Source organism: Streptomyces sp. B3I8, assembly GCF_030816915.1.
GTDB lineage: Bacteria > Actinomycetota > Actinomycetes > Streptomycetales > Streptomycetaceae > Streptomyces.
The window spans coordinates 5412281-5437253 of record NZ_JAUSYN010000002.1 but is presented as its reverse complement, the minus strand read 5'-3'; the positions used below and the strand labels follow the sequence as shown (position 1 = coordinate 5437253).

The following is a 24973-nucleotide window of genomic DNA, read 5'->3' as shown; positions in this document are numbered from 1 at the left end:
AGTAGTGGCTGATTTCGAGATTTCTTGGCAGCTTTGAACGGTCCGCGGAGTGCATCCACCGGGCCACGAAGCGATCCCTACGGGGGAGAGTCACATCGACATGCCAGCCGCCGACCGGGGCATTCGCCTGCCGCTGACCGCCGCGCAGTCGGGCGTGTGGGCCGCACAACGGCTGAGCCCGGCGAACCCGCGCTACAACTGCGCCAGCTATCTGGAGATACACGGCCCCGTGGACACCGGACGGCTCGACCGCGCGGTGGCGATCGCGCTCACCGAGGCCGAGGCTCTGCGCGTGCGATTCGACGACGACGACGGCCCCGGCCAGACCGTGCCGCCGCCGGCCGAGAACAACCCCCTCGACGTGCTCGACCTCTCGGCCGCCGATGTTCCGCGGGCCGCCGCCGAGGAATGGATGCGCACCGACCTCTCCCGGCCGGTGGAACCGACGGCCGGCCCACTCGTCCGGCACGTACTCATCCGGGAGTCCGCCGACAGCTGGCTGCTGTACCTGCGCTACCACCATGTGCTCATGGACGGTCTCGGCCACACGGTCCACATCCGCCGTGTCGCCGCGGTGTACACCGCGCTGACGGCCGGCACCGAACCCCCCGCCGTACGCCGCCTGCCGCTGCGCGACCTGGTCACCGAGGACGCGGCCTACCCGGACACGCCCGCCTTCGCACGTGACCGTGCCTACTGGCTGGGCCGGTTCGCGGACCGTCCCGCCCCGGTGAGCCTGGGCGACCGGCACACCGGCGCCGAGGGCGGGCTGCTGCGCCGCACCACCGATCTCACGCCGGCCGACACCGCACTGCTGCGGGACGCCGCCCGGAGGCTGGCGGCCCGCCCCTCCACACTGCTCGTCGCGGCGGTGGCCGCGTATCAGAGCAGACTGACCAGCAGCGAGGAGACCCTGCTGCGGGTGCCGCTGCCCGCCCGCCCCAGCAGCGCGGCCATCGGCACCCCGGCCATGTTCGCCAACGAACTGCCGGTGCGCGTCGCGGTGCCCCGCGCCGCCTCCTTCGCCGAGGTGGTGGCCGACGTGTCACGAGAACTCGGTCTCGCTCTGAGCCACCAGCGCTTCCGCGGCGAGCGGCTGCACCGGGAGCTGTTCCCCGAAGGGCGGCGCGAGCCGCTCGCCGGAACCACGGTGAACGTGGTCACCTTCGACGCCGAGGTGTTCTTCGGGGACGTGCCGAGCACCGCGCACCACCTGTCCTCCGGCCCGGTCGACGACCTGCGCTTCGACTTCTTCTCCGACGCCCGCGGCACCCGGGTGCGGCTGAACACCGATGCCAACCCCGAGCGGCATTCCGCCGGCGCTCCCGCCGCCCACAGCCGTCGGCTGCTCACCCTGCTGCGCACAGCGCTCGCGGACCCCGAACTGCCGGTGGGGCAACTGCCGTTGATAGCCGAGGACGAGCGCCGCACCGTGCTCGCCGCGGGCGCCCCGCGCCGACGCGACTACCCCCTGGACACCCGGCTGCACGAACTGGTCGAGGCGCAGGCCCGCCGCACCCCCGACGCCGTGGCCGCCACCGACGGCACGACGAGCCTGACCTACCGTGAACTGCTCGGCCGCGCGCGCCGGCTCGCCCTCCACCTCACCGCGCGGGACGTGGCACCGGGAACGATCGTCGGCGTGTACCAGGAGCGCTCGGTGCACCTGGCCGTCTCCCTGCTCGCCGTCCTCATGGCCGGAGGCGCCTATCTGCCGCTGGACCCCGAACTGCCCGCGGCGCGCCTGGCCTTCCAGATCGAGGACGCGGCCGTCACCACCGTCCTGAGCACCGCACGGACGGCCGAGTCACTGTCCGCCACCGGCGCGCGGGTCATCGCCGTCGACGAGGTGCTGTCCGCCCTGCCCCCGGCCGACGGCCCGCTGCCCGCCGGCAGTCCCGCGGACATCGCGTACGTCATCTACACCTCGGGCTCGACCGGCACGCCCAAGGGCGTCCCCGTGCCGCACCGCGGCGTGGTCAACCGCCTGCTGTGGATGCAGGAGGAGTACTCACTCGAACCCGGCGAATGCGTGCTGCAGAAGACGCCGTTCACCTTCGACGTGTCGGTGTGGGAGTTCTTCTGGCCCCTGCTCGTCGGCGCCCGGCTGCACCTCCTCGCCCCCGGCGCCCACCGCGACCCCAGGGCGGTGGCCACCGCCGTGCGGACCCACGGCGTGACCACCCTGCACTTCGTGCCGCCGATGCTCGATCTCTTCCTGGCGGAGCCCGACGCCGCCGGACTGCCGGGGCTGCGCCGGGTGGTGTGCAGCGGCGAGGCGCTGCGGCCGGAGACCGTGGCCCGGTTCTTCGCCGTGTACGGGCCCTCGGCCGACGCCCCCGGCCTGTACAACCTCTACGGGCCGACCGAGGCCTCCATCGACGTCACCCACCTGCGCTGCACCGAACGGCACGCGCAGGCGCCGGTGCCGATCGGCCGCGCTGTCGCCAACACCAGCCTGTACGTTCTCGATCCGGGCGGCGAACCACTGCCGTTCGGTGTCCGTGGAGAACTGCACATCGGCGGCGTCCAGGTCGCCGCCGGCTACCTCGGCCGGCCCGAGCAGACCGCGGAACGTTTCGTCGCCGACCCGTACACGCCGGGCGGTGGCGTGCTCTACCGCACCGGGGACCTGGCCGTGCTGCGCGAGGACGGCACGGTCGAGTACCGCGGCCGGATGGACCACCAGGTGAAGATCCGCGGCTTCCGCATCGAACCGGGTGAGGTCGAGTCGGCGCTGCTGGCCCTGCCCGGGGTCGAGCAGGCCGTGGTCACCGCGCTCAGGCAGGCCGACGGGCAGCACCGGCTGCTGGCCCATGCCGTGGCCCCCGGCGTCGGTGCGGAGCCGCTGACGACGGCCCTGGCCACGCGGCTGCCCGAGTACATGGTGCCGTCCTCGATCGTGCTGCTCGACGCCCTCCCCCTGTCGCCCAACGGCAAGGTGGACCGGCGTGCACTGCCCGCCCCCGGCGACACCGACGCGCCCGGACGGGCGGACGGCGCCGGACCGCGCGACACCGCGGAACGCCGGGTCCACGACGCCTTCGCGGCGGTGCTCGGCAAGGAACACGTCGGCCTCGAAACCTCCTTCTTCGCACTGGGCGGCGACTCCCTGCTCAGCATCCGGCTGCGGACCGCCCTGGAACGCACCGGGCACACCTTCGACCTGCCGGACCTGTACGACGCGCCGACCGTCCGCGCCCTGGCCCGCCGCATCCGGCCGTACACCCCGGCCGCGCCGGACACCCGGCCCTTCTCCTCGCTGTCCGCGGCCGACCGGGACCTGCTGCCCGGGGGGCTGGACGACGCCCATCCGCTCAGCAGCATGCAGTCCGGCATGGTGTTCCACGCCGAGTACGAGCAGGACTCGTCCGTCTACCGGGTGGTCACCAGCATCCGCGTCGGGCTGCCCTTCGACGAGCGGCCGCTGCGTGCCGCGCTGGACGCCACTGTCCGGCGCCACCCGGCGCTGCGCAGCTCCTTCCACCTGACCGGCTTCAGTGAACCGCTCCAGCTGGTGCACCGGGACGTGTCCGTCCCCTTCGCTGTCGACGAGGCGCTGCGCGGCGCGGCCGCCGGGGAGCGCGACGCCCGGCTCGCCGAGTGGGCCGACGCGGCCAAGCACCACGGCTTCGACCTGACCGCGGCCCCGCTGCTGGCCTTCACCGCCCACCCGCTGGACGAGGACACGTTTCAGTTGAGCGTGGTCGAACACCATGTGGTGCTGGACGGCTGGAGCGACGCGGCGATGCTCGACGAGATCGTCGCCCGCTATCGGGCCGCGCTCTCGCACGAGGACCTGTTCCTGCCCGAGATCCCTTCCACCTTCCGGGATTTCGTCGCCGCGGAACGGCAGGCGGCACAGCGGCCGGAGCACCGCGTCTTCTGGGAGCGGGAGCTGGCGGGAGCCGAGCCGACGCCGCTGCCCACCCGCACCGCGGGCCGCCCGGCCGGGGCCCGGCACCGACGGTTCGACGTCCCGCTGGAGCAGACGACCGGGGCCCGGGTCGTCGAGGCGGCACGGGCCGCCGGGCTTCCCCCGAAGTCTCTGCTGGCCGCCGCCCACGCCGTCGTGCTGCACGCGGTGGCGCCGGGGGACGAGGTGCTCACCGGTGTCGTCACGCACGGGCGTCTGGAGGACGACGGCGGGGACCGGGCGATCGGCGTGTTCCTCAACACGCTGCCACTGCGGCTGGCCGTGGCCGGCGGTTCCTGGCTGGATCTGGCACACCGGATCCACGCGCACGAGCAGCGCACGCTGCCGCACCGCCGCTACCCGTTCGCCCGCGTCCTGCGCGACCACCCGGACCTCGCTCTGGACTCGTACGTCAACTTCATGGACTTCCATCAGCAGTGGGGCTCCGACGCGGCGATCCAGGACGGCTTCGGCATCGCGGAGACCAACTTCCCGCTCGCCGTGAACTTCCTGGTCGACCCGGTGGGCGGCCGGCTGCGGCTCTGGCTGGACTGCGACACCTCCCTGCTGGAAGCCGACTTCTGCGACCGCCTGGCCGGTTACTACGCGCGCGCCCTGGACGCACTCGCCACCGACCCCGCCGCGATCCCGGTCGCCGAGCTGCGCGGCGCGGACGAACGGGGTCTGCTGGACGCCTGGAACGACACGGCGGTGCCCTACGACACCGGCGCGACCGTCAGCGGGCTGATCGACCGGCAGATCGCCGCCACCCCGCGAGCCGTCGCGCTCGTCGCCGGACACGAACGCCTCAGCTACGCCGAGCTCGACGAGCGGGCCGCCCGGCTCGCCCACCGTCTGCGGGCGAACGGCGCCCGGCGCGGCGGTCGGATCGGCGTGAGCGTACGGCGCTCGGCCGACCTCGTCGTCACCCTGCTCGCCATCGCCCGCACGGGCGCCGCGTACGTCCCCATGGACCCCGGGTTCCCGGCCGACCGGCTCCGCCACATGGCCGAGGACGCCGCCCTGGACTGCCTGGTGACCGAGGCCGGCGGACCGGAGGGCCTGACCGCGGGCGCCGTCGTACGGCTCGGCCGGGATGCGCGGCGGATCGCCGGGCATCCCGCCGGGGCGCTGGACGACGGCCCGCGCGCCGACGACCCGGTGTACGTCATCTACACCTCCGGCTCCACCGGCCGCCCCAAGGGGACGGTGCTGCTGCACCGCAATGTCGCCAACTTCTTCGCCGGCATGGACCGGCGGATCGGGCTCGGCGCCGACGATGTCGTGCTCGCGCTCACCAGCGTCTCGTTCGACATCTCGGTGCTCGAACTGCTGTGGCCGCTGACCCGGGGGGCGACCGTCGTCGTGGGCGGCGAGCGGATGATCGAGCGGCTCACCCCGGCCGACGGCGAGGACTCCCTGCGGGATCTCCTCGGCCGCCACCTCGTCACCCTGGTGCAGGCCACCCCGTCGTTCCTCGCGGCGGTGGCCGCCCGGCCGGAGGCGCTCGACGCGCTGCGGCCGCTGCGGGCCCTGCTGGTGGGTGGCGAGGCCTTCCCCTCCGGGCTGGCCCGGCGGCTGCTGACGGCGCTGCCGTCGGTGCGGGTGTTCAACATGTACGGTCCGACCGAGACGACCATCTGGTCGACCGTCCACGAACTCGACCGCGAACGGGACGTCCACGCCGCGGCCCTGCCGATCGGCCGGCCGATCGCCAATACGGCCGTGCGGGTCGTCACCGGAAACGGCCGCGAGGCGCCCATCGGCGTCGCCGGTGAGCTGTGGATCGGCGGCGACGGTGTCGCGGAGGGATACCTGGACCGGCCCGAGCTGACGGCCGAGCGGTTCGTCGCGACGGCCGGAGGCCGCTGGTACCGCACCGGGGACCGGGTGCGGTGGCGGGCCGACGGGCTGCTGGAGTTCCTCGGCCGGATCGACCGCCAGGTGAAGATCCTCGGCCACCGGGTGGAACCCGACGAGGTGGAGAGCGTCCTCTCCCGGCACCCCGAGGCCGCCTCCGTCGCCGTCGTCGCCGCGCGGCGCGCGGGCGGCGGGGCGGAACTCGTCGCCTATGTGGCTCCGGCGGCGCCGAACGGGAACACCGACGGCGAGCGTGCTCACGTCGACCGCTGGCGGGACGTCTGGGAGGGGGCGTACGGCCCCGGTACGGACGGTCCCACCGGCACCGAGGACCCGGCGGCCTCCGGGACCGTCGCCGTCCCCGGGACCCCGATCGCCGCGCAGAGTCCCACCGGACCGGTCCCGGCCGGCTCCTCGGCGCAGGAGACGCGGGACTTCGCCGGATGGCTCAGCAGCTACACCAAGCGGCCCATCCCGGCGCACGAGATGCGGGAGTGGCTCGGGCACACCGTCGACCGCATCCGCCGGATCGGCGGGGCGAGCGGGACCGGTGGGGCCAGGATCGTGGACGTCGGTGTCGGCGTCGGCCTGTACCTGCGCCGGCTCGCCCCCGGGGCCGGCTCCTACCTGGGGCTCGACCTCTCCCCGGCGGCTCTGGCCACCGCCGCCGCGTCGGTCGCCGAGGGCGGCGCGCTGCCCCCACACATCACACTTCGCCAGGCCGAGGCCACAGCCCTCGCCGAGCTGCCCGAGGCCGGCGCCGACCTGGTGCTGTTCAACTCCGTCGTGCAGTACTTCCCCGGCCCGGACTACCTGCGCCGCGTCCTCACCGAGGCGGTGCGTGTGGCCGGCCCCGAGGGCGCCGTCTTCGTCGGTGACGTCCGGGACCTGGCGCTGCTGCCCGCCTTCCACGCGGACACCCAGCTGCGCCGGGCACCCGCGCTGACCCCGGCCCCGGAGGTGGCCGCCGCCTCGGCCCGGGCCCTCGCCGAGGAACGCGAACTGTGCCTGACCACCGGCTTCTTCGAGGACTTCGCCGAGGACGCCGGGCTCGGGCTGCGCATCGAGCTCAAGCGCGGCCGCACGGCCAACGAGCTGACCCGGTTCCGCTGGGACGTGACCCTGTACGGTCCCGGCCGGGCCCCGGACGACGCGGACGGCAAACAACTGCCCTGGACCGACCTGTCCGGCCTCGACGCCCTCGCGGAACTGCTGGAGGGCACCGCCCCGGACCGGGCCCTGACCGTCACCGGCCTGCCCGACGCACGTCTGGTACGTCCCCTTTCCGCACTGGACCTGCTGCACGGCGAGCAGGCCGGCGGCCGAAGCGCGTGGGAGCTGGAGCGCGCGTTGTGGGAGGCCTCGGCCGACCGGGGCGTCGCCCCCGAGGACCTCGCGGAACTGGCGGGCCGGCACGGCCGTGCCGCCCGGCTGCTGCCGTCGCGGTCCGGCGGCACCGGGGAGTTCGACGTCGTCCTCGAGCCCCGGCCCGGCACGCGGCCCGCGGCACGACGGACCGGATCCGAACCGGTGGCCCGGCCGCCGAGGAAGCAGTGAGGACCGTGAACACATCCACCCCGCCCCTGGCCAACGATCCACTGGCCCAGACGGCCTGGGCCGCCTTCCGCACCCGGCTGCGGGAGTTCGCCGCCGACCAGCTGCCGGAGGCGATGGTCCCCTCCCGTTTCGTCGTCCTGCCCGAGCTGCCCAAGCTGCCCAACGGCAAAGTGGACCGCGGCCGGCTGCCCGCGGTGCCCGACGGTGACGGTGCCGGCACCGCCTACGTGGCGCCGCGGACGCCCCTGGAGATCGAGCTCGCCGGCATCTGGGCAGATCTGCTCGGCGTCGGCCAGGTCGGCCTGAAGGACAATTTCTTCGAACTGGGCGGCGACTCCCTCGCGGCGGCGCAGATGGCGGCCCGGCTGCGTGCGGCGACCGGCCTCCAGGTGAGCCTGCGCGGCCTGTTCGACCACCCGACCCCGGAACGCCTGGCCCGCCACCTCGGCGCTCAGGACGGCCCGGCGCCCACCGCGGACAGCGGCCGGCACCCGCGGTCGATCGCCGGCGCGGACCTGGCGGCGGAGGCCGTGCTGCCCGCCGACATCGAACCGGCGGACGGCGCACTCCCGCCGGCGCCGACGCCGTACACCACCGTCCTGCTCACCGGAGGCACCGGATACACCGGGGCGTTCCTGATGCGTGAGCTGCTCGACCGGTCCGACGCCCATCTGTACGTCCTGGTGCGCTCGGACACGCCCCGGCAGGCCGCGGACCGGGTCCGGGCGGCGATGGAGCTGTACGGGGTGTGGCGGGACGGCGACGGTGAACGGTTCACCGGGGTGCCCGGCGACCTCGCCCGGCCCTACTTCGGGCTCGACCACGGCACCTACCGACGGCTCGCCCGCGACGTGCAGATGATCGTCCACAACGGTGCCTGGTCCAGCTACGCGCTGCCGTACCGGCGGCTCAAGCCGGTCAACGTGCTCGGCACCCAGGAGGTGCTGCGGCTCGCCGCACGGCACCGGATCAAGCCGGTGCACTACATCTCCTCCCTCGCGGTCTATCCGGGCCGGCCCGGGGAGCAGCGCTGGGCGGAGGACGCGGCGGCCGGCCCCGAGGGAGTGGTCGGCGGGTACCGGCAGACCAAGTGGGTCGGCGACCGCATGATGGCGCAGGCCCACGAACGGGGCCTGCCCACCTGCGTCTACCGGCCCGGTCAGATCACCGGAGCCCAGACCACGGGCGCCTGCGCCGAGGACACGTTCCTCAACGCCACCCTCAAAGGCTGCGTCCAGCTCGGCGCGGCCCTGGAGTTCGACGTGTTCCTGGAGATGACCCCGGTCGACTTCTGCGCCGCGGCGGTCGCCCACATCGCCCTCGGGGGACGGGGCCACGGCACCGCCTTCAACCTGCCGGGCGGCCATCCGCTCGCCTGGGACCGGCTGGTCGAGCTGCTCGGCGAGTGCGGTTACCCGCTGCGCGGGCTCTCGTACGCCGACTGGTACGCCGAGCTGACCCGGGCCGTCGAACGGGGCGAGGAGAACGAACTCGCGCGCTTCCTGCCCCTGTTCGACTCCGACCGGCCTGCCGAGGACCTCGGTTACCGGGGCAGCCGGCCCGTCTTCGACACCACCAACCTGCGGGCGGCGCTGGCCGGTTCGGGCATCGTCTGCCTGCCACCCGAGCGTGAGCTGGTCGGCCGCTACCTCGACCACTTCGAAGCCACCCGCTTCCTGCCCGCGCGCGCCGAGAGGACAGCCCCATGACCGACTCCTCGCTGCTGGACGGGCCCAGCGCCCTGCACCTGCTGCGCCGCCACGCCGCCGAACGGCCCGGCCGGGCGGCGGTCACCTTCGTCCACGACCACGACGCGCCCGACGGCGCCCGCACCCTCGACTACGCGGCACTCGACGCGGAGGCCCGGCGCGTGGCCTCCTGGCTCCAGGAGCGCTGCGCGCCCGGCGACCGTGTCCTGCTGCTGCACCCGCCGGGTCTGCCCTTCGTCACCGCGTTCCTGGGCTGCCTGTACGCGGGCACGATCGCGGTGCCCTCGCCGATGCCCGGACAGTTCCGGTACCAGCAGCGCCGGGTCACCGGCATCGCGCTGGACGCCGGGGTGAGCGTGGCGCTCACCGACACCGGACAGCTCGACGAGGCACGCCGCTGGATCGACGCCGAGGGCCTCGGCTTCACCGTGGCGGCCAGCGACAGTGCGGACTTCGGCGCCGCCGGCAGCTGGCGCGACCCCTCGGCCGCGGCCCGCGACCTGGTCCTGCTCCAGTACACCTCCGGGTCCACCGGCGACCCCAAGGGCGTCATGGTCGACCATGGCAATCTGCTGCACAACGCCGACAGCCTGCGCCGCGCCCTCGGGCTGCGCGAGGACACCAATTTCGGCGGCTGGATCCCGCTGTACCACGACATGGGCCTGATGGGGCAGCTGCTGCCCGGCCTGTTCCTCGGCAGCAGCTGCGCACTCATGTCTCCGATGGCGTTCCTCAAGCGCCCCCACCAGTGGCTCGGCCTCATCGACCGCTACGACATCGGATACTCGGCCGCGCCCGACTTCGCCTACGAGCTGTGCGTGCGCCGGGTGACCGACGCTCAGCTGGAGCGGCTCGACCTGTCCCGGTGGCGGTTCGCGGCCGACGGCTCCGAACCGATCCAGGCCTCCACCCTGCGCGACTTCGCCGAGCGCTTCGCCCCTGCCGGATTCCGCGCCGAGGCCCTCGCCCCCTGCTACGGGATGGCCGAGGCCACCGTCTTCGTGTCCGGCCTGGCCGGCCGGCCGCCCCGGATCACCCCCGTCGACTCCGACGCCCTGGAGAAGCACGTCCTGCAGCCCCCACCGCCCGGGGGACCGGTCCGCGAACTGGTGGGCTGCGGGAACGTGCCGGACCTCGACGTGCGGATCGTGGACCCGGACGACGGCACGGTACTGCCCGACGGCACCACGGGGGAGATCTGGCTGCGCGGTCCCAGCGTGGCCACGGGCTACTGGGGCCGGCCGGACGCCACCGAGCAGACCTTCGGCGCCCGTACCGCCGAAGGCGAAGGACCGTTCCTGCGTACGGGCGACCTGGGCGCCTTGCAGGACGGTGAGATCTATGTGACCGGACGCAGCAAGGACCTGCTGATCGTGCACGGCCGCAACCTCTACCCGCAGGACATCGAGCACGAACTGCGGCTCCGGCACCCCGCGCTCGCCACGCTGGCCGGCACCGCGTTCACCGTGTCCGTGCCGCGGGAGGAGATCGTCGTGCTGCACGAGGTCCGCGGCCGGTTCACCGAGGAGCAGTACGAGGAGCTGGCCCGGGACATGCGCACCACGGTCTACCAGGAGTTCGGGGTGCGTACGGCCGGCCTGGTCCTGCTCAGGCCCGGGTCGGTCCGCAAGACCACCAGCGGCAAGGTGCAGCGCGGCGAGATGCGCCGGCTGTTCCTCGACGGCGTCCTCACCCCCGTCCACGCCCACCTGGAACCGGTGGTGGACGCGCTGGTGAACGGGGAACCCGCGTGAGCGGCGGCGCGGCGGACTGGCCGACCGGTCTGCCCGGCATCCTGGAGACCGCCATGGACGCCGCGGCGGACGGGCCGTTCCACCCGGCGACCAGTGCCCGGCTGGACGCCCGGGAGGAATTCCCCGCCGAGGCCTGCGCGGTCCTGGACGCCTGCGGCATCGCCCGTGCCTACGTGCCGGCCGCACTGGGCGGCGCACCCGGCGGCCTGCCCGAGCTGGTCGCGGCGCTGCGCGCGGTGGCCCGCCGGGACGTGACCGTCGCCGTCGCGCACGGCAAGACCTTCCTGGGCTCGGTTCCGACCTGGGTGGCCGGCCGGGACGACCAGCGTCGGGATCTCGCCGCCGAGATCCTCGACGGCGCGGTGGTGTCCTGGGGGCTGACCGAACCCGGGCACGGCAGCGACCTGCTGGCCGGCGAGCTGACCGCCGTGCCCGCGCCGGACGGGGGCTGGCGGCTCGACGGCGTCAAGTGGCCCGTCAACAACGCCACCCGGGGTCGCCTCGTCTCGGTGCTGGCCCGTACCGCGTCCGAGGGCGGACCGCGCGGGTTCAGCCTGTTCCTCGTCGACAAGCAGGGGCTGGCGCCGGGCAGTTGGCGCCCCCTGCCCAAGGAGCCCACGCACGGCGTCCGGGGCGCCGACATCAGCGGCGTCCGCTTCGAGGGCGCGCGGGTCCCCGAGGACGCCCTGACCGGCCGGGCCGGCGACGGCCTGGAGATCGTCCTGCGCTCCCTCCAGCTGACCAGGACCGTCTGCACCTCCCTGTCGCTGGGCGCCGGGGAACACGCGCTGCGGCTGGCCCACGGGTTCGCGGCCGGGCGCGCCCTGCACGGCACCGTCCTGTCACGGCTCCCGCTGGCCCGCCGGGTGCTCGGACGGGCGGCGGCCTCGCTCGCGCTCGCCGACGCCGCCTCGCTGCTGTCGGCGCGCTCGGCCCACTGCCTGACCGGGGAGATGAGCGTGGTGTCGGCGGTCGTCAAGGCCGGTGTGCCGGACCTCGTCCAGTCGGCCATCGACGACCTCGCCGAACTCATCGGCGCGCGTGGCTTCCTGACCGACCACTACGAGCACGGCCGCTTCCAGAAACTCGAACGCGACCACCGTGTCGTCGCCATCTTCGACGGCAGCACCGCGGTGAACCGCTCCGCGCTGATCAGCCAGTTCCCCCTGCTTGCCCGCCGGATGACCACCGGCGGGCACGACAACGCGGGTCTCGCCACCGCCGTTTCCGCGGGACCGCTCCCGCCGCTCGACTTCGGGGCGTTGCGCCTGACGAGCCGTACCGGCTGCAGCGTGGTGCAGGCGCTGCCCGCCGCCGCCGGCCGGCTCTCCGCGCTCGCCGCCGCCGGCACCGTACCGGAGCGGGTCCACGACCTGGCCGGGGCCCTGGCCGAGGAGTCGGCCGCGGTCGCGGACGCCATGGCGGGCCCGTACCCGGCCGGCCGCGACACACCCCCCGAGGCGTTCGAGACCGCCCGTCGCTACGAACGCTGCTACGCGGGCGCCGCGGCCGCCCACCTGCTGCTCGCGGACCCCGGCGACCCAGAGCGCGTCACCCTCCTCACAGCCGCCCTCGAAAGGGCCCTGGAACTGCTGCGCCCGGGCCACGAGGCACCGCAGGAGGCGTACGAGCCGACAGCGGCGACGCTCTCGCGACCGGCGAAGGAGCTGATGGCATGACCTCGGCGAGCAGGGTGCACGAGCCCGGCCCGTGGCCGGTGGACAGGCCTGCCACCGATGAGGCCACCGACCACCTGGAGAGGCTCTTCGCGGACGCCGGTGACCCGGCGAACCCGGTCGGCCGCGCCGCAGTCCTCGCCGCCGACGACAGCGGCGAGATGCTTCCTGCCGGAGAGGAGCTGTTGACCTCTTACGGACTGAATGCCCACTTCGTCCCCACGGAGCTGGGCGGCCGTCTCAGCCGGCTCGACGACCTCGTCCGCGTCATGCGGGCCGTCTACCGGCGCGACCCCTGCCTGGGTCTCGGCTACGGCGCCGGCTCCTTCATGGCCGCCGTCAACGTGTGGACGGCGGGCAGCGCCGAGCAACGCGCCCTTCTCGCCCGGCGACTGCTGTCCGGCGGCCGGGCGTCCTGCGCCTACCACGAGCTCGACCACGGCAACGACTTCACCCGGGCCGGTCTCACCGCCCTGCCCGGAGCCGACGGCCGGCTCCGTCTCAACGGCCGCAAGGAGGTCGTGGCCAACCTGCGGCGGGCCGAGACCATGGTCCTCTTCGCCCGCACCGATCCGGCCCGGGGCAGCCGCAGCCACTCCCAGCTGCTCCTGGACACCGAGGACCTGCCCGCCGGGGCCGTACGGCACCTCGACCGGTTCACCACCGTGGGCATGCGCGGCGTGCAGCTCGGAGGCATCGAGTTCACCGACTGCCCGGTACCCGACGGCAGCGTCGTCGGCCGCCCGGGACAGGGCGTGGAGACCGCCCTGCGCTCCTTCCAGCTCACCCGCATCGCCCTGCCCGGCATGACCATCGGCCTGCTCGACACCGCCCTGCGCACCGCCCTGCGCGGCGTACGCGGACGCACCCTCTACGGCGGCCCCGCGGCCGATCTGCCGCTGTCCCGGTCGATCCTCACGGAGGTTTTCGCCGACCTGCTGCTCGCGGACACCTTCACCATGGTCGCCGCCCGGGCCGCACACACGGCGCCGGCGCAGACGGGCGTCTACGCGAGCGCCGTCAAGGCCTTCGTACCGACAGTTCTGATCCGTGCCGTGAGCCGTCTGTCGGAGCTGCTCGGCTCGCAGTTCTACCTGCGCGACGGCGAGCAGCCGCTCTTCCAGAAACTGCTGCGGGACGTCCAGCCGTCGGCTTTCGGGCATGCCTCCCGGGTCTCCTGCCAGTCCGCACTGCTCCCGCAGCTGCCGCTCACCGCGCGCCGCGGCTGGCGGGCCGACGCCGCAGCCCCGCTGCCCGCGGACACCTTCCGCACCGGCCGGCCGCTGCCCGGGCTGCGCTTCGCCGACCTCACCGTCTCGGCCGCCGGGCGCGATCCGCTGGCCCGCTCGCTCGTCACCGCCACCGAGGCCGCGGACACCGACGACCCCCTCACGGCGTCCGGCCGCGCCTGGTGCGCGGAACTGGCGGCGCTGACCGTGGACGCGGCCGGCCTCGCCCCCGCCCTCATCGGGCCCGACGCTCCCCCGTACGCCTTCGGCCTCACCACCCGCTGGACCGGCGTACTGGCCGCGTCGGCGTGCCTGAACACCTGGTGGTGCCGCCCGGACGGGACCACGCCCGGCGCCGCGGACCCGGCCGTCCCGCTCGCCCTTCTGCACCGGCTCGGCACTCACCTCGACCACCACCGCGAGCCCCTGCCGCGTCACCTCGCCGAGCCGCTGCACGCCGAACTCCTCCGGCGCTTCGACGCCGGCCTCACCTTCGATCTCGACAGCCGCCCCACCGGGGCCTGAACCGCCGCCAGGAGAGAACCATGTCCGACATCACCGCCGAGACCCCGCAGTCGGCTGCCACCGAGCTCGTCGAGTGGCTGCGCGGCCGGGTGGCGGCCCAGACCGGCCGCCCGGCCGAGGAGATCGCCCCCGACGTCCCGCTCAGCGAGTACGGCCTGGACTCGGTGTACGTGCTCGGCATGTGCGCCGAGATCGAGGACCGCTACGGCATCGAGGTGGAGCCGACCGTCATGTGGGACAACACCTCCCTCGCCCCGCTCGCCGACGCCCTGCTGCCGCTGATCGCCACGCGCTGAACCGTCCGCCCCCCACGTCCCGCCACCACACCCGGAGCCACCGCGATGACCGCCGTCCTGCCCGAATTCCCGATGCCGCGCGAGCACCCGCTCGACCCACCGCCCCAGTACCGCGCTCTCAGCGCCGAACGCCCGGTCTTCCAGGTGCGTACGCCTCGCGGGGACACCGCCTGGATCGTCACCCGCCACGAGGACGTGCGGGCCGTGCTCACCCACCGTGCCTTCAGCTCGGACCCCCGCACGCCCGGATTCCCCACCTATGTCACCGGAGACGTGCCCCCGCCGGCGGGCTTCTTCATGCAGGCCGACCCTCCGGACCACGGACGGCTGCGCCGCACGGTGACGCGGGAGTTCCTGATCAACCAGATGGAGGCGCTGCGGCCCACGATGCGCCGCGTCCTCGACGGACTGGTCGACCGCATGAGTGCCGACGGCCGCAGATCGGGCGATCTGGTCCGTGAGTTCGCGCTGCCCATGGCCGCCATGACCATCTGCGAGATCCTCGGCGTCCCCTTCGAGGACCACGTCCTGTTCGTGTCGCTCACCGACACCGTCCTGGACCGCACGAGCACCCCCGAACAGGCGGTGCGGGCGGCCGGCGAGCTCATGGGCTACTTCGACCGGCTGGTCACCGCCAAGGAGGAGAAGCCGTCCGAGGACCTGTTCGGGCGCATGGTCGCCCGTTCCGCCGACGGCGGCCTCACCCACGAGGAACTCGTCGGCATGGCCGCCCTGCTGCTGCTCGGCGGCTACGACACCATGGCCCAGATGATCGGTATCGGCACGGTCACTCTCTTCGAACACCCCGACCAGCTGGACGCGTTGAGGCGCGACGACGCGCTGCTGCCGGGCGCCGTGGAGGAGATGCTGCGGTACCTGTCCATCAACCACGCGGGACTGCCGCGCGGTGTCACCGAGGACGTGGTCGTCGGCGACCAGCTGATCCGGGCCGGGGACGGCGTCCTGGTGATGCTGAACGCCGCCAACCGCGACGAGACCGTGTTCGAGGACGCCGACACCTTCGACATCCGCCGCGTGAACAACGGCAAACACCTCGCCTTCGGCCACGGTTTCCACAAGTGCGTCGGAGCCACCCTTGCCCGCGTCGAACTCACCGAGGTCTTCGGCGGCCTGCTCGAACGGCTGCCCGGGCTGCGCCCGGCACGGGCTCTCGACGAACTGCCGTTCCGCCACGACATGGTGCTCTACGGCGTCCGCGAACTCCCCGTCACCTGGTGACCCGCCCGCGCCGACCGCCCGCCTCCCGAACGGACCTTCCGTGACCGCCTGTCCCCGCACCGCCGACCCCCTGTTCACCCCCGGGTCCGTCGCCCACCCCCACCCGGCGTACGCCACGCCGCACGAGGAGGGGGCGGGCACACCGCGTCACCCTGCCCGGGGGGCGCCGCGTGCACGCCCGCAGGCGCGCGTCGCGGTGCCGCCGGTGTGCGCGAAACTGCCCGTACCGGCCCTGGACGGTGAGCCGTCCTTCCGTCCCTCCACCGTCTCCCGAGCGCATTCCTTACTGCCGGTGACCTCCAGGAACGTAGGTTGATCAACATGAGAATTCTCGGTCTGTGCGGAAGTCTGCGATCGGGCTCGTTCAATGCCTCCGTGCTGCGCACGGCGGTGGATCTGACCGTCGCCCCGCGGGAACTCGTCGTGTGGCCGGACCTCGGCCGCCTGCCCTTCTTCAACGCCGAGGTGGAGGAGTCCGCGCTGCCCGGCGTCGTGGTCGAACTGCGTGCGGCGGTCGACGCGTGCGACGGTGTGCTCATCGCGAGCCCCGAGTACGCCCACGGCACTTCCGGCGTGCTGAAGAACGCGCTGGAGTGGCTGGTCGGGGGAGGTGAGATCGCCGCCAAGCCGGTGGCCCTGGTCAGCGCGTCCACCGCGATCACCGGCGGTGACAACGCCAGGGCCTGGCTGTCGCAGACCCTCGCCGTGATGGGGGTCCGGGTGATCCCCCAGCAGCTGCGCATCCCGCAGGCCGCACGGAAGTTCACGGACGGCAGGGTCACGGACGAGCCGACCGTCACCGCCCTGCGTGCCCTCCTGGACGACCTCGCCGGCGCTGCGGCCGAGGCACGCGAAAACAACGGCACCTTCGCCTGACCCGGAGGGTGTCCCCATTCGCCACGGGGACACCCTCGTTCCCTTCGAAGGGCCGGCACAGGAGTTCCCTTCTCCGCCTTTCCCGTCCCGGGCACGATGGGCTCGGCGCGATCGGAAGAGTCCTCCTCTGCTGCGGCATCCGCTTCGGACTCCGTCTCGGGAAGAGGCCGGCTTCACGGCGGGAGAGTGCGGGCCGGAACCGGGTGAGTTCGGCCTGTACGCCCAACACATGAAGGAAACCGGCGCATTGCGCCCCTCCCCGGCCGCGTAACACCCGGGTGATGCGGGACGACTGCGCCGGGCTGCGCGCACCGCCCGGATCAGCACCGTCCCTGGCCCAGGGGTTCCGGCCCCGCGCCGGGCGCGCCCCTGAAAGCCGCCGCACCGCGCCTCGCGCGTCACGCGTCCACTTCCGCCCGCCCCCGGACGGACCGCATCGCACGCATCCGGCTCACGCATCGGCGATGCCGTGCACTCGATGACGCGGACCCGAACCTCGCCGAGGCGATGTCGGATGCCTCCCACTCGGGAAAACCGTGGGTCAGGCGCCCTTCGCGGCCGGTTCGAGGATGGCGACGCACTCCACATGGTGCGTCATCGGAAACAGATCGAACGCCCGCAGCGACCGCACCCGGTAGCCGCCCTCGCGGAAGTACGCGAGGTCACGTGCGAGGGCGGCCGGGTCGCAGGCGACGTAGGCGATGCGGCGGGCGCCCAGCGAGGACAGGTGCTCCACGGTCTTGCGGCCGGCGCCGGCGCGGGGCGGGTCGAGGACGATCAGGTCGGCCTCGGTGATGCCCGTGCGCGGCAGCGCGGCCTCGACCTTGCCCATCTCGATGCGGACGCGGTCGAACTCGGCGAGGTTGTGCCGGGCGTCCTCCACCGCGCGCTTGCCCGACTCGATACCGAGGACGGCGCCCTTCTCGCCGACCCGGTCGGCCAGCGCGCCCGCGAAGAGACCCACTCCGCAGTACAGGTCGAGCGCGGTGTCGCCCTTGCGTGGGAGGAGGCCCTGCATCACGGCCGCGACGAGGGTGTCGGCGGCCTTGGGGTGGACCTGCCAGAAGCCGCCGGCGCCGACCCGGTGGGTGCGGCCGTCGGCGCGTTCGCGCACGAAGGGGCGGCCGTGGACGCGGTGCACGCCACCGGAGCGTTCGTCGACCCGGAGGACGGAGACCGGGCGGTCCAGCTCCACCAGGGGCAGCCGCGCCCCCGGCTTCGGGGTGAGGACGACCTGGCGGTCCTGGGAACCGGTCGCCGCGATCGCCTCGACGGAGTCCATTCCGGGCCACTGCCGGCGCTCGATGCCCAGTTCACTCACGCCGGGCGCGGCGATCATGCAGTGTTCGATCGGCTCGACCTCGTGCGAGCGATGGCGGCGCAGGCCCGCCCGTCCGGAGGGGTCGACCGCGTAACTCACCCGGGTGCGCCAGGCCGGGACCTCGCCCGCGGGGAGCTTGTCGCCCTCGGCGGGCAGCACCGTGCCGTCCCAGCCGGCCTCCTCCGGGGTGAGCCCGGCCAACCGCTGGAGCTGTTCGGCGATGACGTCGGCCTTGAGCCGCCGCTGGGCGCCCGGCTTGGCGTGCTGCCAGTCGCAGCCGCCGCAGAGGCCGGGGCCGGCGTAGGGGCAGGGGGCGTCGATGCGGTCCTTGGACGCCTCCAGCACGGTCACCGCGTCCGCGCGCAGGAAGCGGGCGCCCTCCTCGCCCTCGGTCACCCGGGCCACGACCCGCTCGCCGGGGAGCGTGTGCCGGACGAAGAGGACCTGCCCCTCGGCCGTGCGGGCGATGCAGTGGCCGCCGTGGGCGACGGGGCCGACCTCGACCTCGTACTCCTGTCCCACCAGCGACTTCCTCGGTTCTGCCTGCATGGGGGGAGTACTCCAGATGATCAAGAGGGGGTGCGGAGGGGCGGCACGCGTCCGTCCGCCGGTGGGCAACAGCCCACCAGTCTACGTGCCCGGGGTGGCTGCCCACGCCTCTCGGCCCCAGCCGGCCCGGCCCGGACCGGACCGCCCTGCCCCGCCCTCAGCGCTTGCTGCCGGCCTCCCGGTGGTGGTGAGCGTCCCGGTGCTCCGCCGGACCCCGGCGGACCGCGCCCGGCGCGTTCCACTCCTGGCGCCTGCGGGCCCGCAGCTTCGCCGCCTCGGAGGACTGGAGCTGGTACGGCACCGAGGTCACCATGACACCCGGCGTGAACAGCAGCCGGCCCTTGAGCCGCAGCGCGCTCTGGTTGTGCAGCAGGTGCTCGTACCAGTGACCCACCACGTACTCCGGGATGATCACCGACACCGCGTCGCGCGGGGACTCCTTGCGCAGGCTCTTGACGTAGTCGATGACCGGCCGGGTCACCTCGCGGTAGGGCGAGTCGAGGATCTTGAGGGGGACGTCGATGCCGCGCCGTTCCCACTCGGCGCGCAGCGCCTTGGTCTCCGTCGCGTCGACGTTGACGCTGAGGGCCTCCAGGCTGTCGGCGCGCAGCAGTTTGGCATAGGCCAGGGCACGCAGCGCGGGCCGGTGGATCTTGGAGATCAGGACGACGGAGTGGACCCGGCTGGGCCGGACCATGTCGTCCCTGGGCACCTCGTCCTCGGGGGCGGCGATCTCGTCGGCGACCCGGTCGTAGTGCTTACGGATCGCCGTCATCGTCACGTAGAAGATGCACATGCCGAGCAGCGCCACCCAGGCGCCGTGGCTGAACTTGGTGGCCAGGACGACGACGAGCACCAGGCCGGTGAAGAAGGCGCCGAAGGTGTTGATCGCACGGGAGCGGATCATGTGGCGCCGCTTGAGCTGGTCCTTCTCGGTGCGCAGATGCCGGTTCCAGTGCCGGACCATGCCGATCTGGCTGAGCGTGAAGGAGACGAAGACGCCGACGATGTAGAGCTGGATCAGCCGGGTGGAGTCGGCCCCGTAGATGATGAGGAGCAGCGTCGCCGCGCCCGCGAGCAGCACGATGCCGTTGGAGAAGGCGAGCCGGTCGCCGCGGGTGTGGAGCTGGCGCGGCAGGTAGCGGTCCTGGGCGAGGATCGAGCCCAGCAGCGGGAAGCCGTTGTACGCGGTGTTCGCGGCGAGGAACAGCACCAGCGCGGTGGCCGCGGCCAGCACGATGAACAGGAAGCTGCCGTTGCCGAAGACGGCCTCGGCGACCTGGGAGATCACCGGGTCCTGCACGAAGGAGGAGCCGACCGGCGAGCCGCCCCGGATCAGGTCGGCGGCCGGGTTCTCGGCCATGCGGACCTTGGTGACCATGGCCAGCGCGATGATCCCGCAGAACATGGTGACCGCGAGGAGGCCCATCATCGCGAGCGTCGTCGCCGCGTTCTTCGACTTGGGCTTGCGGAAGGCGGGGACGCCGTTGGAGATGGCCTCGACGCCGGTCAGCGCGGCACAGCCGGAGGAGAAGGCCCGCAGCAGCAGGAAGACCAGGGCGAACCCGGACAGACCCGAGTGCTCGGCCCGGATGTGGAAGCCGGCCGTCGGTGCCCGCATGGTGTCGCCCAGGATCAGGCCCCGGAACGCGCCCCACACGATCATGATGAAGACGCCGCCGACGAAGACGTACGTCGGGATCGCGAAGAGCTTGCCCGACTCCTTCACCCCGCGCAGGTTCATCAGCGTGAGCAGGACCACCACGACGACCGCGCAGATCACCTTGTGCTCGACGACGAACGGGATCGCGGAGCCGAGGTTCTCGATGCCGGAGGCGATCGACACGGCGACCGTGAGGACGTAGTCGACGAGCAGGGCGCTGGCGACGGTCAGGCCGGCCTTCGGGCCGAGGTTGGTGGTGGCCACCTCGTAGTCGCCGCCGCCGCTGGGGTACGCGTGCACGTTCTGCCGGTAGGACGCCACCACGGTGAACATCAGGACGACGACCGCGGCCGCGATCCAGGGACTGAAGTGGTACGACGACACGCCCGCGATGGAGAGGACCAGCAGCACCTCCCCCGGCGCATAGGCGACGGAGGAGAGCGGGTCGGAGGCGAACACGGGGAGTGCGATGCGCTTCGGCAGGAGCGTTTCTCCGAGCCGGTCGCTGCGCAGTGCGCGCCCGATGAGGATGCGTTTGGGCACGTCGGTCAGTTTGGACACAACAGGGGATGTTAAGGGTTCGAACACGGGGGCGCCCACCCGCCACCCCCATCGTGTCGAGGGCGGCGGATCGCCGATTCCCGCAGGAGAACGGCCCTGTGCCCGGAACGACCGGCGGCGAATTCTTAACGGAATCTTGCCGGGGATCCGGGAAGAGGGCCATGGGAACGGGTGCGGGCGGGGCTCGGCCTCAGCCGAACGGCGACTGACGGTGGGCGAGCAACTCGTTCAGGGAGTGCTGGATGGTGTCCTTCACCTCGCGGGCGAGCTTCTCCACCGTCCGCGGGTCGTCGGCGGCGTTCTCGGGGAAGCCGTCCACGGTGATCGGCGCACCGAAGCGGATGGTCCACTTGCTCGGCAGCGGGACCAGGCCGAGCACGCCCAGCAGCGGGAAGGTCGGCGTGATCGGGAAGTACGGCAGGTTCAGCAGCCGCGCGAGGGTACGGGACTCGCCGATCATCGGGTACGTCTCCTCGGCGCCGACGATCGCGCACGGCACGAGGGGCCGGCCCGTGCGCAGCGCCACCGCGGCGAAGCCGCCCCGGCCGAAGCGGCGCAGCCGGTAACGCTCCTCGTACGGCTTGCCGAGGCCCTTGTAGCCCTCGGGCATGACGCCGACGAGGTCCCCGGCGTCCAGCAGCCGGGTCGCGTTGGCCCGGCAGGCGCGTACGTGGCCCGCCTTGCGGGCGACGTCGCGGAGCAGCGGCAGCTCGAAGACGAGGTCGGCGGCGAGCAGCCGCAGCCGGCGGTGGGCGGGATGGTGGTCGCGCAGGGCGACCTGGAGCATGAGCGCGTCCAGCGGCAGTGTGCCGGAATGGTTGGCGACGAGCAGCGCGCCGCCCTCGGCCGGGACGTGCTCCAGCCCCTCCACGTCGACCCGGAAGTACTTCTCGTAGAGCGGCCGGAGGAGGGGCATGATCAGCTCGTCGGTGAGGTCGGGGTCGAAGCCGAAGTCGTCGACGGCGCCGTCGTCGGAGGCCAGCCGTGCCAGCGCGTCGCTGCCGGCGGCGAGGAACTCGCGCAGCAGGTCGGCGGTGAGCGAGGGCTCGGGCTGGGGGGCCTCGGGCTCGGGCTCGGGGGATTCGAACGGATTGGCTCCGGTCACGCATGCCTCTTCTCGGGTCGGTGTCCGTGTCGGTATCGGGGGCGGCAGGGTTACTGGTCCGGCGCGGGCCCGGGGTCCGGGACCCGTGGGCTCGTAGGTTTCGTGGGCTCGTAGGTTCGTGGGCTCGTAGGTCCGTGGGCTCGTAGGTCCGTGGGCTTGTAGGTCCGTGGGCTCGTAGGCGAACCCGCACACGCCCCGTATGAGCCCCGTGCGCGACGGTAGCGGGCGCGGGGCCGCCGGGTCGCGGGTGAGCGTGGTGGTGCCCCACGGCCCACTTGCCGCTGCCGTTACGTCGGACGCGGGGCGACGGACCGGTCCCCGGGGGAGTCCGCCACGGTGTTCCACCGGCATGATGGTGCACCGCGGCCCGCACATCGGGCCGCCACTGTTGCCGGGCGAGCCGAAAGAGAGCCATGAGCAGGACGCGTACGCGGGCCGCGAGGTCCGCGGGGAGTGTGGTGTAGGGCCGTGCACATTGTGATCATGGGCTGCGGCAGAGTGGGTTCCGCTCTCGCCCAGAACCTGGAGCAGCAGGGGCACACGGTCGCCGTGATCGACCAGGACCCCACCGCCTTCCGTCGGCTCGGCGCCGGGTTCGGCGGCCGACGCGTCACCGGGGTCGGCTTCGACCAGGACACCCTGCGCGAGGCGGGCATCGAGGAGGCCGGGGCGTTCGCCGCCGTCTCCAGCGGCGACAACTCCAACATCATCGCCGCCCGGGTGGCCCGCGAGATGTTCGGCATCGAGAACGTGGCGGCGCGCATCTACGACCCCCGGCGTGCCGAGGTCTACCAGCGGCTCGGCATCCCGACCGTGGCGACCGTGCGCTGGACCGCCGACCAGATGCTGCGCCGGCTGCTGCCCTCGGGCGCCGAGCCGCTGTGGCGGGACCCCACCGGCGGGGTGCAGCTCGCCGAGGTGCACGCCTCCCCGTCCTGGGTGGGCGAGAAGATCAGCCGGCTGCAGGAGGAGACCGGGGTACGGGTCGCGTTCCTCACCCGTCTGGGCGAGGCGATGCTGCCTTCTTCCCAGACGGTGCTGCAGGAGGGCGATCTGGTGCACGTGATGATGCGCACGGACGACGTCGAGAAGGTCGAGGCGACGTTCGCCGAGGGCCCTGAGAAGGAGGCCGGTCACTGATGAGGGTCGCCATTGCCGGGGCCGGTGCGGTGGGTCGCTCGATCGCGGGCGAACTGCTGGAGAACGGCCACGAGGTACTGCTGATCGACAAGGCGCCGACCGCGATCTCGGTGGAGCGGGTGCCGCGGGCGGAGTGGCTGCTGGCCGACGCCTGCGAGATCACGTCGCTGGACGAGGCCGCGCTGCAGCGCTGCAACGTCGTCATCGCGGCGACGGGTGACGACAAGGTCAACCTCGTCGTCTCGCTTCTCGCCAAGACGGAGTACGGGGTGCCGCGCGTCGTCGCCCGGGTGAACAACCCGAAGAACGAGTGGCTGTTCAACGAGGCGTGGGGCGTCGATGTCGCCGTCTCCACCCCGCGGCTGATGTCGGCGCTGGTGGAGGAGGCGGTGAGCGTCGGTGATCTCGTACGGCTGCTGCGCTTCAGTCACGGGGACGCGAACCTGGTGGAGCTGACGCTGCCGCCGGAGTCCGCGCTGGCGGGGACGCAGGTGGGCGAGGTGCGGTGGCCCGAGGACACGTCACTGGTGACGATCATCCGGGGGACGCGGGTGTTGACGCCGTCGCCGGAGGACGCGCTGGAGGTGGGTGACGAGTTGCTGTTCGTCGCGGCGCAGTCGCGGGAGGAGCAGCTGGAGGATCTGCTCTCGGTGCGGCGGGAGGACGCGGTCGGCTGACCGCGGGAGGGGTTTTCGCCCCCGCCGCCCCTTCCCTGCCCAACCCACGGGGGCTCCGCCCCCGGCCCTCCGAAGACACGCGGTTCCCCGCGCTCCTGAAGAACAGGGGCGCGGGGAACCGGGCGAAAGGCCTACGGCGCGCTCTGCTCCCGCGCCTCCGCCGCCTTTTCCTCCGCTTCCATCTCCGCGAAGACGTCGATCGGCGCCGGGGCCTTCGCCAGGAAGACCCACGTCAGCCAGACCGCCAGCAGGAACGGGGGGATCTTCAGCGCGATCAGGACCCAGCCGAGCTGCGCCGTGTCCGCCCACCAGTACAGCGGGAACAGCACCGCGCACTTGGCGAGCAGGATCAGGCCCCACGCCCAGCTCGCCTTGGCGTACGCCTTCTTGCGGCCGGGGTTGCGCGTGCGCCAGGACAGGTTCTCCTTGAAGACCGGCCCGAGCATCAGGCCGATCAACGGCACGCCCGCCAGCGTCGTCACGATGTACGCCAGCGCCAGGCCGAGCGTGTAGAGCATGCCCGGCAGGTAGAAGTCCTTCGCGTTGCCGGTCATCATCGCGAACACGACGCCGAAGGCGACGCCGAAGACCCCGCTGAAGGCGTGCTTGACCGTGTCCCGGCGGACCAGCCGCACCGCGACCAGCAGCAGCGACACCACGAGCGCGGCGATCGCCGACACGTGCAGGTTCTTGTTGATCGTGAAGATGCTGACGAAGAGCAGCCCCGGCAGCACCGTCTCGACCATGCCCCGGACACCGCCGAACGCCTCGAAGAGCGCGGCCTCGGTGACCGCGCGCGAATCGTGCGCGGCGTCGTCTTCGGTCGGCTTCTCGAGTGAGGTCACCGGCTACTCCCGTCCGAGCGGTCTCAGTTCGTATTTCGGGTTGAACAACACTCTGCGGCCCCGGCTCATCGAGATCCGCCCCGAGGCGATCAGTTTGCGCCCCGGTTCTATCCCGACGATGGAGCGCCTGCCGAGCCAGACCACGTCCAGCACGGCCGTGCCGTCGAACAGCTCGGCCTCCAGGGCCGGCACCCCGGCCCGCGGGCGCAGCGTGACCGTGCGCAAGGTACCAGTAACGGTGACCAGCTGGCGGTCACGGCAGTCACCGATGCGGGTGCACCCCGCGGTCTCGGTGTCCTCCCGCAGCTCCTCCGACTCCAGGTCCTCCTGCGACGAGGAGAGCCGGTCGAGCATGCGCCTGAACCGGCCCACCGGCTTCTCGGAACGCGGAACAGCATTCATACCGAAAGCGTACCGGGGGCCGCCGACACGTACGTACGGCCACTTCTCGAAGGTCACTTCTCGAAGGCATGAG

15 protein-coding genes are annotated in these 24973 nt (G+C 72.9%); 10 read left to right on the top strand and 5 right to left on the bottom strand.

Features of this window, described 5'->3' with window-relative positions; all coding sequences use genetic code 11:
• Nucleotides 1–100: 100 nt before the first annotated feature.
• The 8 genes from QFZ64_RS26250 (at nt 101) to QFZ64_RS26215 (ending at nt 16637) form a co-directional block, all read left to right on the top strand.
• The gene (locus QFZ64_RS26250) at nt 101–7333 is read left to right on the top strand and encodes a non-ribosomal peptide synthetase (RefSeq protein ID WP_307069774.1); all 7233 of its coding nucleotides are present in this window, start codon (nt 101–103) and stop codon (nt 7331–7333) included.
• Nucleotides 7334–7338: 5 nt separating this feature from the next.
• Nucleotides 7339–9042, top strand: a complete 1704-nt coding sequence (locus QFZ64_RS26245; RefSeq protein ID WP_307069772.1) for a thioester reductase domain-containing protein — start codon at nt 7339–7341, stop codon at nt 9040–9042.
• Complete coding sequence (locus QFZ64_RS26240; protein ID WP_307069770.1) at nt 9039–10796, top strand: fatty acyl-AMP ligase; 1758 nt, start codon at nt 9039–9041, stop codon at nt 10794–10796. Before QFZ64_RS26245 ends, QFZ64_RS26240 begins: the two co-directional genes overlap by 4 nt.
• A complete protein-coding gene (locus QFZ64_RS26235) occupies nt 10793–12475 on the top strand; it encodes an acyl-CoA dehydrogenase family protein (protein ID WP_307069768.1) in 1683 nt (560 codons plus the stop codon). The genes QFZ64_RS26240 and QFZ64_RS26235 overlap by 4 nt, the downstream gene beginning before the upstream one ends.
• Nucleotides 12472–14226 carry an acyl-CoA dehydrogenase family protein gene (locus tag QFZ64_RS26230; protein ID WP_307069766.1) on the top strand — a complete coding sequence of 585 codons (1755 nt, stop codon included), beginning with the start codon at nt 12472–12474 and terminating at the stop codon, nt 14224–14226. Before QFZ64_RS26235 ends, QFZ64_RS26230 begins: the two co-directional genes overlap by 4 nt.
• A 20-nt stretch (nt 14227–14246) precedes the next feature.
• Nucleotides 14247–14522: an acyl carrier protein gene (locus QFZ64_RS26225; protein ID WP_307069764.1), complete on the top strand. Its 276-nt coding sequence runs from the start codon at nt 14247–14249 to the stop codon at nt 14520–14522.
• Between the two features lie 45 nt (nt 14523–14567).
• Complete coding sequence (locus tag QFZ64_RS26220) at nt 14568–15761, top strand: cytochrome P450 (RefSeq protein ID WP_307069762.1); 1194 nt, start codon at nt 14568–14570, stop codon at nt 15759–15761.
• Between the two features lie 321 nt (nt 15762–16082).
• The gene (locus QFZ64_RS26215; RefSeq protein WP_307069759.1) at nt 16083–16637 is read left to right on the top strand and encodes an NADPH-dependent FMN reductase; all 555 of its coding nucleotides are present in this window, start codon (nt 16083–16085) and stop codon (nt 16635–16637) included.
• Nucleotides 16638–17178: 541 nt separating this feature from the next.
• Here QFZ64_RS26215 and QFZ64_RS26210 read toward each other — a convergent pair.
• The 3 genes from QFZ64_RS26210 to QFZ64_RS26200 all read right to left on the bottom strand — a co-directional run bounded on the left by QFZ64_RS26210 (nt 17179) and on the right by QFZ64_RS26200 (nt 21836).
• Nucleotides 17179–18507 carry a class I SAM-dependent RNA methyltransferase gene (locus tag QFZ64_RS26210; protein ID WP_307069757.1) on the bottom strand — a complete coding sequence of 443 codons (1329 nt, stop codon included), beginning with the start codon at nt 18505–18507 and terminating at the stop codon, nt 17179–17181.
• A gap of 157 nt (nt 18508–18664) precedes the next feature.
• Entirely contained in the window at nt 18665–20731 is a 2067-nt protein-coding gene (locus tag QFZ64_RS26205) for an APC family permease (RefSeq protein WP_307069754.1), read from the bottom strand.
• Between the two features lie 190 nt (nt 20732–20921).
• A complete protein-coding gene (locus QFZ64_RS26200) occupies nt 20922–21836 on the bottom strand; it encodes a lysophospholipid acyltransferase family protein (RefSeq protein ID WP_307069752.1) in 915 nt (304 codons plus the stop codon).
• A 468-nt stretch (nt 21837–22304) separates the two neighbouring features.
• Between QFZ64_RS26200 and QFZ64_RS26195 the strand changes: the two genes are divergently transcribed.
• A complete protein-coding gene (locus QFZ64_RS26195) occupies nt 22305–22976 on the top strand; it encodes a TrkA family potassium uptake protein (RefSeq protein ID WP_307069750.1) in 672 nt (223 codons plus the stop codon).
• The gene (locus QFZ64_RS26190) at nt 22976–23653 is read left to right on the top strand and encodes a TrkA family potassium uptake protein (RefSeq protein WP_307069749.1); all 678 of its coding nucleotides are present in this window, start codon (nt 22976–22978) and stop codon (nt 23651–23653) included. The genes QFZ64_RS26195 and QFZ64_RS26190 overlap by 1 nt, the downstream gene beginning before the upstream one ends.
• A gap of 131 nt (nt 23654–23784) precedes the next feature.
• Here QFZ64_RS26190 and QFZ64_RS26185 read toward each other — a convergent pair whose 3' ends face one another.
• Entirely contained in the window at nt 23785–24498 is a 714-nt protein-coding gene (locus QFZ64_RS26185; protein WP_307069747.1) for a DUF3159 domain-containing protein, read from the bottom strand.
• A 3-nt stretch (nt 24499–24501) separates the two neighbouring features.
• Nucleotides 24502–24900 (bottom strand): OB-fold nucleic acid binding domain-containing protein, encoded by a 399-nt coding sequence (locus QFZ64_RS26180; RefSeq protein ID WP_307069746.1) that lies wholly within the window; start codon nt 24898–24900, stop codon nt 24502–24504.
• Nucleotides 24901–24973: the final 73 nt, after the last annotated feature.